We start from the raw sequence: 10,607 nt of genomic DNA on the forward strand, positions 1-10,607 counted from the left end.
TTATGAGCATGCTTTCCGGAAAAACCGTTTTAGTAACGGGTGGTGGTCGTGGTGTTGGCCGCGCCATCGCACTTGCCGCAGCAGAAGCTGGCGCCAATGTTGCCGTTAACGATTTAGGCGTATCGCTACAGGGTGACAGCACCGGCGATAGCCCAGCCCATGAAGTAGTAAAAGAAATTGAAGCTATGGGCGGCAAAGCAATCGCGCTTACCGACAGCGTCGGTAATTGGGATGCTGCCCACAGCATGATCGAAACCACAGTGAAAACCTTCGGCAGCATCGACGCAGTCATTAACAACGCGGGCAATTTACGCGATGTTATTTTTCATAAAATGACAGAAGATGATTTCGACGCCGTTATTAATGTGCACCTTAAGGGCACGTTCAATATGAGCCGTGCCGCAGCACCCTACTTTAAAGAACAGGCTGGCGGCGCCTTTTTACATATGACCTCGACCTCAGGTTTAGTGGGTAACTTTGGACAGGCAAACTACTGCGCCGCCAAGCTCGGTATTGTTGGTATGTCTAAAGCCATTGCACTAGATATGCAGCGTTTTGGTGTACGCTCTAATGCCGTTGCACCGTTCGCGTGGACGCGGATGGTAAGCTCTATTCCCAACGAAACACCTGAACAGAAAAAACGTGTCGAAGGCCTAATGAAATTAGTACCTGAGCGCTTGGCCCCTTTTGCCGTGGCCATGTGTTCTGACCAAGCCAAACACGTAAGCGGACAAGTATTTGGCGTGCGTAACAATGAAATTTATTTGTTCTCGCAAAGCCGCCCTATCCGCACCGCACACAGCGGCGACGGCTGGACACCAGAAACCGTTATCGATCGGGTATTACCGATGTTTGAAAACGATTTCTATCCATTGCATAAATCCGGTGATGTCTTCACTTGGGATCCAGTTTAAGAGCTACATATAACATGGCAATAGATTACAACACCCTGCGCAATTGGCACTTTGACGATGTTGAGCATAGTTATAATGAACGCGACAGCATTCTCTACGCGCTAGGTGTTGGTCTTGGTCGCGATCCCTTAAATCGCGACGAGCTTAACTATGTTTATGAGCAAGACTTAAAAACCTTACCCACCATGGCCGTCACCATGGCAACGTTGGGTATGTGGGTGAAAAACCCCGCTACCGGCATTACTTGGAACAAACTTGTTCACAGCGGCCAAAATGCGGTTTTCCACCAAGCTTTACCTCCGGCGGGCAAGGTCATCGGCAAAGCGGAGATCAGTGAAGTTTACGATCGCGGCGCTGAAAAAGGTGCCGTGATTGTTGTAAAACGATCTATCTATGACGCGGAAACCGAGGTCTGCTACTGCACGCTGGAACAGACTTTAATGCTCCGCGCCGACGGCGGTTTTGACGGCCCAGCAATGCCCAAAGGTAATCAATCGGTCATTCCTGAGCGCGCTGCAGATTTGACATCTGTGCAAGAAACCACGCCAGGACAAGCTATCCTTTATCGCTTATCTGGTGACTGGAACCCTTTGCATGTCGATCCCGACGTGGCGACCCAAGCTGGCTTTTCAAAACCTATATTGCACGGCTACTGCAGCTACGCCATTGCTGGCTGGGCGGTATGCCAAGCGTTAGGCAAACCGGCGCCTGCGCTAAAAGAGCTAAGCGCTCAGTTCACCTTTCCGGTTATTCCAGGTGACAAAATTGAATTTGAATTCTGGCAACAAGACGACAATGATTGGCTATTCCGAGCCAGCTCTAACGGTCGACTTGTTCTGAATAAATGTAAGGCGCGGTTTAGTAGTTAATTGTTTTAAAATTCAACGTAACAATAATCAAAAATGGACGTAACCATGACAGCACAAAATATTAAACACGCAGTATTTTTATTACTCGGTATTGTCGCCATGCTGCTAACTTGGCCACACGCCTTCGATTGGATGGCTAACGGCGGCAACATTCTCAACCCCGTCGCCTTTTTCGGCGACGCTATCGCCGCAGGTGGAACCGCAGCCTTCCTAAGCATCGATATGATGATTGCCTGGGCGGTGTTCATGATATGGGTAGTGTTTGATACCCACCGCATTGGCATGGGCATGAAGTGGGGCTGGTTTTTTGTCGCACTCTCTTACATCGGTGTGTCGTTCACCTTCCCCGTGTACTTGATTGTTCGCGAGCGCTATATAGACAAGCATCGCACTGAGCCAAACAACGCAGCTTAATGCCATTCCTGAGCCGTATCAGCCCAATGCGGCTCAGACTCTAATATATCCACCAAGGCAGTCATCGGCGGGCTTGGTAGCCATTTAGAATGATAGGCAATGGCGAGTGGTATTGGCGCGGTTGCCACATCTAAAATAGTAAAATTCTCTAAGAACAGCGTGTTCTTTCTATAGTTAGCCCCAACTGTACCAATCGTATTCGTTGCCTGAACAATTTTACAGGCAGACGCAAAGTGACCAATGATATGTAATTGCTGGCTTGCTGGAATTTCCGGTTGCCCAAATAGCTCTTGCATCAACTCTGGGGTGGCCACACTTTTATCGGCAAGCGCCATGGGGTAGCGATTAAGATCAGCAATTTTTGCCACTGATTGATCGCATAACGGATGCCCTTTACGCACAAAGAAACATATGCCAAACGGCTCCAGCGTATGTACTGTAAATTGGCTTTGCTGGCGTATCGCCGGTGCCGGCCCCACCAGCAAGTCGATATCCCTGTTCTTTAAATGCTGAATACTCTGCTCAATCCAACCCGCCGTCTGCTCAATCCGAACATCGGGGTATTGGCTTAACATTTTAGGCAAGGCAGTATTTAGCAAGGACACTAGCGACGGAGGACACACCCCTACCCTAAGCCGAGAGCCACTTAATTGCCGCCCAGCCTTGGTGTCTGCGCTCAGCTGCTCTAAGTCAGCAACAATACGCGCAGCGCGGTCTATAAACGCCCTGCCCTGCGCTGTGGCATACACCCCCTTGGCATGGCGCTCAAACAAGGCAAAACCCGCCTCACCCTCTATTTCAGCCACGCTCTTGGTTAAGGCTGACTGGGTAATATGCACCGCTTTCGCAGCCGCAGTAAAAGAGCCACAGCGATCCACCGCCACCACGTGCTTTAATTTTGTCGGATTCACAGAGGTATTCCAAAAATGAATAATGTAGAAATAATATCATTAGACGGAATGTCTGTCTTTTGCGAATCTCTATCTCATAGATTTACCAAGCCAAAGCACTACAGAAGTAATTCAGTGCTAAGCCCACATGAAATAACGAGGAAACCCCATGCCTAAGCGCACGCTATACAACGAAGACCACCAACTCTTTCGAGAAAGTGTTAAAAAAATGTATGCCAAGGAGTTGGTGCCCTTTGTAGAGGAATGGGAAACCAAAGGCCTAGTCAGCAGAGCGTTTTGGACAGCCTGTGGTGACAACGGCATGCTCTTACCAGATATCCCAGAGGAATACGGCGGTGGCGGATTAGACTTTAAATTTAACGCCATTCTGCTTGAAGAGACGGCATTAGCGGGCACCACTGGCCCCGCCTTTGGCGTACACAACGACATCGTCGCCCATTACATTCATAACTACGGCAGTGAGTCTGTTAAGAAACACTGGCTGCCAAAAATGGCAACTGGCGAGGCGATTGGCGCCATCTGTATGAGCGAGCCTAGCACCGGCAGCGATTTAAAAGCCGTGCGCAGCAAAGCCATGCCGGTCGAGGGCGGTTTTATTCTCAACGGCTCAAAAACCTTTATCACCAACGGCATTAACGCCGATGTTGCGGTTATAGCGGCACGCGTCGGCGACGACAGTGGCGCCAAGGCCATTTCATTATTTGTAATTGGCTGTGATCAAAAAGGCTTTATTAAAGGCAATAAACTTAACAAGGTCGGGAATAGATCCTCTGATACCGCCGAAATATTTTTCGAAGACTTATTCATACCTGTAGAAAATATGCTGGGCGAACAAGGCGCTGGCTTTATCTATATGATGAAAGAGCTTCCTCAGGAACGACTCTCCATCGCCATATCCTGCCAAGCCGCTGCCCAGCATGCCTATGATCTCGCAGTAGATTACGTCAAAGAACGCAAAGCCTTTGGCAAAGCGGTCATCGACTTCCAAAATACTCGCTTTGTTTTAGCCGACATGAAAGCTAAGCTCCAGGTAGGCTGGGCGCACTTAGACGCCTGTATACAAGCACTAGTAGACAAAGAACTTACCACCACCGAAGCCGCTGCGGCCAAACTTTGGCATAGCGAGTTACGCTGTGAAATCGTCGACAACTGTCTGCAGATGTTTGGTGGCTACGGCTACATTGAAGAATACGAAATTGCAAGATTGTGGCGCGACGCGCGAGTCATGCGCATTTACGGCGGCACCTCTGAAATCATGAAAGATTTAATTAGCCGCTCTATTTAAATAGCGAAAAAAATTCCGACGAGGAAATAACCATGTCACTACCCGAATTTATGACAAAAAATCTGCGCCTGCCCGCCATGGCCGCGCCGATGTTTATTGCGTCTACCCCCGAACTAGTTATCGAACAATGCAAAGCCGGTATGATCGGCTCACTGCCGGCACTGAACGCTAGACCCCAAAGCCAGCTAGAAGATTGGATAGTACAAATCCAAACCGCACTGGCCGAGTACGATGCGGCGAACCCAGACAAGCCTTCGGCCCCCTTTGCGATTAATCAGATTTCTCATCCGAGCAATGACAGACTGATGGGCGACCTAGACATTATCGCAAAATACAAAGTGCCTATCGTTATTGTCAGCCTCTATGTTGCACCGAAAATTTGTGAGGTTGTGCACTCTTATGGCGGTATTGTTTTCAACGATATTATTTCTAATCGCCAAGCCAAAAAATCAGTCGAGGGCGGTGTCGACGGTCTTATCGCAGTCGCAGCCGGCGCGGGCGGCCACACCGGCAGCACCTCTCCCTTTGCGCTAATTTCAGAAATCCGTGAATGGTGGGACGGCCCCCTCGCACTGTCTGGCTGCATCGCCACTGGCCAAAATGTATTAGCGGCACTGGCAACGGGCGCTGACTTGGCCTACATCGGCTCGCCATTTATTGCGACCACCGAAGCCAACGCGGTGGAAGATTACAAAAACATGATCGTTGAAAGCACCGCTCAAGACATTCTGACCTCAGATGCGTTTAGCGGCGTACCGGCTAACTTTTTAGTTGGCTCAATCAAACGTGCAGGCCTAGACCCAGAAAAACTAAAACGCGACCCCGAGAAAGCCATAGACGTAAGCGAAAGCAGCCAGAGCTTTAATACCTGGAAAGACATTTGGGGCTGCGGACAAGGCATTTCAGCCGTAAAGAAAATCGTCCCCACCGCCGAGTTGGTAGAGCGTATGACACTCGAATATAAGGCCGCAAAAGCGGATTTTATCAAACGCATGTCATAGTTCTAGCGCGCGATCACGCCCTATTGGCTGGTCGCGCCCGCAATACAAAACCACGTAATTAAAATATAACTTAGCTGTTTTTCATCCAATGATTAAACAACACAACCAACTCAGCGGAGCTTAACTCGCAAGACAAATATCAATATATGTCCTTAATTTATGTTTAATCTGGCTCATAAATTCTCGCGTGGCGCCATAACTCCTGCCTAGCAAATCGGCTACTGTGCGCAGATCCAACTCATCATCCATCACCCAAGACAATGCTTGCGCTCCTTCGGGATTGTCGCGAGTGAATACCGACATCTGCCCCTCTATGCAGGCTTTTAAACGATCTTCATCATAACTTTCTTCATCAAAAAGCCAGTCATCCCCATCCACGTATGACGTGGCTTTCTCTGTGCTGCGATAGCGATCAGCGAGCTTTGATCTCACAACCGTCCAAACCCAGCCCCGCCCCTGCCCTATTGGCGTAAAACTAGTCGCACGATCAATAAAGGCGATAAAAATATCATGCAGAACGTCTTCCGCTTCGACGTCAGCAATACCGCGAATTTTTAAAAATCGAATTATTTTTTCAGCAAACGCCATGTATAGCTGAGTAACCGCGAGTTTACGACATTCTCCACCGAGCTGTAGCTCGGTAATTAGACGATCAACATCTGTGTTGCTAAGACTAGTCATCGGCGCTAACAAGCTGTATTTCAATTTCTGTATTGAGAGGCCAGCTCTCCATTTTATAGGGTTTTGGAAGGGCATTTATCCAACGCGCCTTACTGGACTCGCTATTAAGAATAAGTACCCATACTCCCTCTGCTTCGGATTCAGAAAGAGAAATTCCTTCGTGATTTAGTTCAGATAAGGCCTGCCACTGCGTCGCGGTAAGGCGCAATTCTATTGGCGAATTTAAATATTTAAGCGTTCTTGGCTTCGAGGCAACACTATCAGCGTCGAATTCGCTACCGCTATCGGCGCGCCCATATTGCTCTGGCGATGCAGATACTGACATTTCCTGCTTCGCACGGGAGGCCATTTGCGCGACCGCTTCATCGACAATACTAGAGTCAGAAAATTGAGTCATTTCCCGCTCGTCAACTGCCAACTCATCATTCGCTGCCTGTATTTGCTTTGAATAGGACTCACGTTTAGTCGCGCTTTCTTCAGAGAGCTGCAGAGCCGCTTCGTGAAGCGGCTTATCCGTAACGGCATAATTCAAAATAATACTCACGCCTAATAACAGCACAGCAGCGTAGCCAAACACGTGAAAACGTCGAGATCGCGCAATGGCAGCGTCGTACACTCCCTCGCTAGCAAGACGCTTATGCAACCGTTGCAAAGCAAGTTGATCTATTTGTGTAGCAGGCTCTGCGGCACGCAAGCCAGAACGAACTGCATTCATGACAGCCCGTTCCTTCTCGGTTTCGCATGCGGCGGGGTCAGCCAGCCGCTTAAGCCAATCATCGATATGTTCAGTCATTACTCTTGCGCTAATAGCCTTGGGCTGATTTGTTCAAGCAGCTTAACAAATTCGCTACGTTTAGCATCATTTACCTTGGCACTTATCCCTTTGGCGCGAGCTAAAACGGCGTGAAGGCTGGCAGACCCAGCGTGATCGGATTCTGACAATAGCAGGCTCAATTCTGCCACCGCAGATGCCCACTGCAAATCAGCTGTAGCAGTCTCGATAGACTTGGCTTTAGTGGTCATGGCGTGAGCGAACTCAATACCCTTGTCGCCACTAGGCTGTTTGTAACGCACTTTCACATAAGCCAGCTCCATAGCCTCGCTACCTGCCGTGCGAGTGCTCTGGTAACGCCGCTCGATATCAGGTGTGGCGCCAATGCCGCTAGGAATAATTTCATAGAGCGCGACAACGGAATGGCCTACGCCGATTTCACCGGAGTCCTTCTTATCGTCGCGGAAATCTTCAGTATTCATTACCCGTGACTCGTATCCAAGAAGGCGGTACTGAGCAACCGCAGCGGGATTAAATTCGACCTGAATTTTTACATCTTTAGCGGCTATATGAAGCGTACGCATGAGTTCAGAACCAAAAAGACGCTGTGTTTCTGAGTCAGAGTCTAAATAATGCGCGACACCATTACCAGCTTCCGCGAGAATCTGCATCTTGGCATCTTGGTAGTTCCCAGTACCCATACCAATTATCGACAGAAAAACGCCACTTTCACGTTGTTTTTCAATCATCGATTTCAGCTCACCATCTCCGCTCACACCAACATTAAAATCACCGTCAGTCGCCAATATCACCAAATTAGTAGCGTTTTCATCATACTGTTTACGCGCAACATCGTAAGCAAGCTGAATACCAGCACCACCGGCAGTAGAGCCACCCGCAGTAAGATTAGACAATGCCTGATAAATACGATCGCTTTCGGTAACTGGCGTCGGTGCTAGCACCAAACCCGCACTCCCCGCGTAGGTCACAATAGCAACTTGATCTTGTGGTTTTAAATTGGACAACAAAGTTTGAAAACTACGAATCAGTAACGGCAGTTTATCTGTACTGTTCATCGAGCCAGAGGTATCTAGCAAAAAGGTAATGCGAGCGCCCTTATCACTCGTGCTGCTCTGATCTATCGCTTTAACACCGATCATCGCCAATCGATGATTGGGATTCCACGGCGCTACGGCGTAATCAGACATAATCGCTAGCGGATGCCCATCAGTCGGTGCAGGAAAGTGATAGTCAAAATAATTCACCATCTCTTCTAAACGCACACTAGATGGAATCGGCACCGAGCCTTGATTGATTTGCCGGCGCACATTGGAATAGCTCGCAGAATCGACGTCTAAACCAAAGGTGGATAAAGGCGAAAGAGCTACTGATAAAAATCGATTCTCGTTCCTAGCGGCATAATTTTCGCGATCCAGCGGCAATACTTGCCCCACCGGACTACGGGTAATTAGCATTGGCGACGCCATATCTGCCGCGAGTTTTGAGTATTCATGGGCCCGGCGTGGCTCAGCCTCTACCGCAGAACTCATATTATTGGCTAGATGTGCCGGCGCCGGTTTCACCGCAATAATTTGCTGGTCAACTTGCTCTTGGTAGACCACCGCAGGATGTTGCGAATCGTCAATCTCATTAATGCTATGCCTTAGCGGCAATGTGGATTTAGGAACATCTGACAAAATAGGATCATTTGACGTCTGAAACACAAAGAATGTGCCTGCGACGACTAAAAACAAACACAGTGTGATGATATAGCGCATGGTCGTTCTCCGTTGATTTATGCTGCTGTCATTTGTATAAACGCAACGGAGAAGGGATTGTCAGGGTAGCTTGTAAACTATTTTTTCATCCATATTGTTAAGCCACTTAATTGTGCATACATAAAACCTCGACGACCATCTATTTAATTAGTCTGCTCCGGCATATCTTTACGAATATGCTTTGCCGTCAGTGCACACAAAACTAAGCACGCTATCGTTGCAGCACTCACCCAAAACAGCAGCGAATAGCGTAGACTTTCATTGCCGTAAGTCGGCTCTAAATAATCACTTAAACCACCAACCAATACTGGGCCAAAACCCAAACCGATTAAATTGACCATTAATAACACCACCGCCGAGGACACCGCGCGCATACTCGGTTTAACCAAGCTGTGGGTGACTGTAATCAATGGCGCAAGGTAAGTCGCCTGCAAGGCCGCGGGAATAATAAAAAATAACAACGATGTCGTTCCGTCGCTACTCAGTAACATTGCCGCCACTAGCGGCAGCGGTAAGCCATAGGCCAGTGCGATAGTGCCGGGATACCAGCGGCGATCTTTTAAGCCCAAGCGGTCGGCCACATAGCCCATGGAAAATGTGCCAAGAGCGCCGCCCACGCCAATGGTTAGCGCCAGCCAATTACCGACGGTACCGGTGCTCATACCAAAGCTGCGAATCAGGAATGATGGCGTCCAGCTATACAAGCTGTAAGCGCTAAATGAAGCGAGTGCGCCAGCAAAGACCATGTAGCGAAACGTTTTCTTTGACCACAATAGTGTGATGGTTTCCAGCAGTGTCGGGTGAGCTTCTGCGGCTTGATTTTCAAGTGCTTTAGCCACCTGCCGCTGGGGTTCTTTAACCGTAAATTTAATGACCAAGGCCAGTAGAATACCGGGAATACCCACCGCCATTAAGGCTATGCGCCAGCCGAAATATTCCTGAATCCAGCCGCCCATTAAAAAGCCGACTAGCATGCCGATATTGACGCCACTATTGTAGGTAGCAATGGCGGTTGCCCGCTCTTTCATGGGGAAGATATCTGAGATCATTGAGTGGCTTGGCGGACTGCAACCTGCCTCGCCCACGCCTACACCAATTCTCGCCAGCAGCAATTGCCAATAATTTTGCGCCAAGCCGCAAGCGGCGGTCATCATGCTCCACAGCCCAACGGAATAAGCGACGATGTTTCTGCGATTTCCTCTATCTGCCCAGCGCGCAATAGGCAGGCCCATCACAATATAAAAAACCGCAAAGGCAAAGCCCGTCAATAAGCCGAGCTGGGTATCTGACAAGCCCAAATCGGCCTTGATCGGTTCTTGCAAGATCGACAGTATTTGCCGATCTACGAAATTAAACATATAGGAAGTCGTCAGCAGCGCTAAGGCGTAATAACGGTAGCGACTATTACTATAGCCATCAGATCTTACATTAGCGCTTTCTAGGCTCATCACAACTCCACAAATTATCTTTATTTTCTGCTTTAATTATTTCGCAATGTGATAACAGGCCGTGGTGCGAACCACGATACGGCCATCCACTTTCATTACGGCGTGGGAATACAAGGTACCCTTGGTTTCCCTAACTAAATCTGCCTCAATTTCTATCCAGGCGCCCTTGGGCACCGGCGCAATAAAATCAATATCAAGATTTTTAGTGGGAAAATGGAAATTATTACTACTAATTTGATCTTCCAGCGGCACTAACTGCATATCGGCAAGATAAGTACTACCTAGGCGGCAGCAAAGGATACAGTCGCTTCTTTAAAAAAGGATTTTACGAGCTTCTTGTTTCGTCGAATTTTCTCTAAATCCACTATCGCTCGATTTTTAAGCGACTCGCCTTTCTTAAGAGGCTTTTTCGATGTACCCATATTTCTCATCTGGTTCCAAACCAGTTCATCTGGGTTTAAATCAGGCGCATAGGCAGGAAGAAAAACGATTTCGATCATTCCCTCCAAAGAATCAATATGCGCCATTACCTTT

General features: G+C 48.5%; 12 protein-coding genes. 5 read left to right on the top strand and 7 right to left on the bottom strand.

Annotated features, from left to right (window positions below):
- Positions 1 to 2: 2 nt before the first annotated feature.
- The 3 genes from GVJ32_RS03230 to GVJ32_RS03240 are packed head-to-tail and all read left to right on the top strand — an operon-like array spanning position 3 to position 2,197.
- Positions 3 to 914 (top strand): SDR family NAD(P)-dependent oxidoreductase, encoded by a 912-nt coding sequence (locus GVJ32_RS03230; protein ID WP_235035020.1) that lies wholly within the window; start codon positions 3 to 5, stop codon positions 912 to 914.
- Positions 915 to 928: 14 nt separating this feature from the next.
- Positions 929 to 1,783: a MaoC/PaaZ C-terminal domain-containing protein gene (locus tag GVJ32_RS03235; protein WP_159238578.1), complete on the top strand. Its 855-nt coding sequence runs from the start codon at positions 929 to 931 to the stop codon at positions 1,781 to 1,783.
- 45 nt (positions 1,784 to 1,828) lie between these two features.
- Complete coding sequence (locus tag GVJ32_RS03240) at positions 1,829 to 2,197, top strand: DUF2834 domain-containing protein (RefSeq protein ID WP_159238579.1); 369 nt, start codon at positions 1,829 to 1,831, stop codon at positions 2,195 to 2,197.
- Here the strand turns inward: GVJ32_RS03240 and GVJ32_RS03245 are convergent.
- The gene (locus tag GVJ32_RS03245) at positions 2,194 to 3,108 is read right to left on the bottom strand and encodes a LysR family transcriptional regulator (RefSeq protein ID WP_159238580.1); all 915 of its coding nucleotides are present in this window, start codon (positions 3,106 to 3,108) and stop codon (positions 2,194 to 2,196) included. The two genes, GVJ32_RS03240 and GVJ32_RS03245, sit on opposite strands and share 4 nt — an antisense overlap.
- Before the next feature lie 148 nt (positions 3,109 to 3,256).
- Here GVJ32_RS03245 and GVJ32_RS03250 point away from each other — a divergent pair, with 148 nt between their 5' ends.
- Entirely contained in the window at positions 3,257 to 4,393 is a 1,137-nt protein-coding gene (locus tag GVJ32_RS03250; protein ID WP_159238581.1) for an acyl-CoA dehydrogenase family protein, read from the top strand.
- Between the two features lie 32 nt (positions 4,394 to 4,425).
- Complete coding sequence (locus GVJ32_RS03255; RefSeq protein WP_159238582.1) at positions 4,426 to 5,394, top strand: NAD(P)H-dependent flavin oxidoreductase; 969 nt, start codon at positions 4,426 to 4,428, stop codon at positions 5,392 to 5,394.
- 120 nt (positions 5,395 to 5,514) lie between these two features.
- Here the strand turns inward: GVJ32_RS03255 and GVJ32_RS03260 are convergent, their stop codons facing one another.
- From GVJ32_RS03260 to GVJ32_RS03285, 6 genes are all read right to left on the bottom strand, one after another.
- Positions 5,515 to 6,075: an RNA polymerase sigma factor gene (locus tag GVJ32_RS03260; protein WP_159238583.1), complete on the bottom strand. Its 561-nt coding sequence runs from the start codon at positions 6,073 to 6,075 to the stop codon at positions 5,515 to 5,517.
- A complete protein-coding gene (locus tag GVJ32_RS03265; protein ID WP_159238584.1) occupies positions 6,068 to 6,868 on the bottom strand; it encodes a hypothetical protein in 801 nt (266 codons plus the stop codon). Before GVJ32_RS03265 ends, GVJ32_RS03260 begins: the two co-directional genes overlap by 8 nt.
- Positions 6,868 to 8,625: a vWA domain-containing protein gene (locus GVJ32_RS03270; protein ID WP_159238585.1), complete on the bottom strand. Its 1,758-nt coding sequence runs from the start codon at positions 8,623 to 8,625 to the stop codon at positions 6,868 to 6,870. Before GVJ32_RS03270 ends, GVJ32_RS03265 begins: the two co-directional genes overlap by 1 nt.
- A gap of 143 nt (positions 8,626 to 8,768) precedes the next feature.
- Positions 8,769 to 10,073, bottom strand: a complete 1,305-nt coding sequence (locus tag GVJ32_RS03275; RefSeq protein ID WP_159238586.1) for a spinster family MFS transporter — start codon at positions 10,071 to 10,073, stop codon at positions 8,769 to 8,771.
- Positions 10,074 to 10,109: 36 nt separating this feature from the next.
- Complete coding sequence (locus GVJ32_RS03280) at positions 10,110 to 10,334, bottom strand: hypothetical protein (protein ID WP_159238587.1); 225 nt, start codon at positions 10,332 to 10,334, stop codon at positions 10,110 to 10,112.
- Positions 10,335 to 10,354: 20 nt separating this feature from the next.
- Positions 10,355 to 10,607: transposase (locus tag GVJ32_RS03285; RefSeq protein WP_200841315.1), on the bottom strand; the 253-nt coding region annotated here is incomplete at its 5' end.

Origin of the sequence: Zhongshania aliphaticivorans (assembly GCF_902705855.1) — a bacterium.
GTDB classification, from domain to species: domain Bacteria; phylum Pseudomonadota; class Gammaproteobacteria; order Pseudomonadales; family Spongiibacteraceae; genus Spongiibacter; species Spongiibacter aliphaticivorans_B.

Coding starts and splice junctions, on each gene's coding strand:
- GVJ32_RS03230 (WP_235035020.1), top strand. CDS start 3: ATGAGCATGCTTTCCGGAAAAACCGTTTTAGTAACGGGTGGTGGTCGT.
- GVJ32_RS03235 (WP_159238578.1), top strand. CDS start 929: ATGGCAATAGATTACAACACCCTGCGCAATTGGCACTTTGACGATGTT.
- GVJ32_RS03240 (WP_159238579.1), top strand. CDS start 1,829: ATGACAGCACAAAATATTAAACACGCAGTATTTTTATTACTCGGTATT.
- GVJ32_RS03250 (WP_159238581.1), top strand. CDS start 3,257: ATGCCTAAGCGCACGCTATACAACGAAGACCACCAACTCTTTCGAGAA.
- GVJ32_RS03255 (WP_159238582.1), top strand. CDS start 4,426: ATGTCACTACCCGAATTTATGACAAAAAATCTGCGCCTGCCCGCCATG.
- GVJ32_RS03260 (WP_159238583.1), bottom strand. CDS start 6,075: ATGACTAGTCTTAGCAACACAGATGTTGATCGTCTAATTACCGAGCTA.
- GVJ32_RS03265 (WP_159238584.1), bottom strand. CDS start 6,868: ATGACTGAACATATCGATGATTGGCTTAAGCGGCTGGCTGACCCCGCC.
- GVJ32_RS03270 (WP_159238585.1), bottom strand. CDS start 8,625: ATGCGCTATATCATCACACTGTGTTTGTTTTTAGTCGTCGCAGGCACA.
- GVJ32_RS03275 (WP_159238586.1), bottom strand. CDS start 10,073: ATGAGCCTAGAAAGCGCTAATGTAAGATCTGATGGCTATAGTAATAGT.
- GVJ32_RS03280 (WP_159238587.1), bottom strand. CDS start 10,334: ATGCAGTTAGTGCCGCTGGAAGATCAAATTAGTAGTAATAATTTCCAT.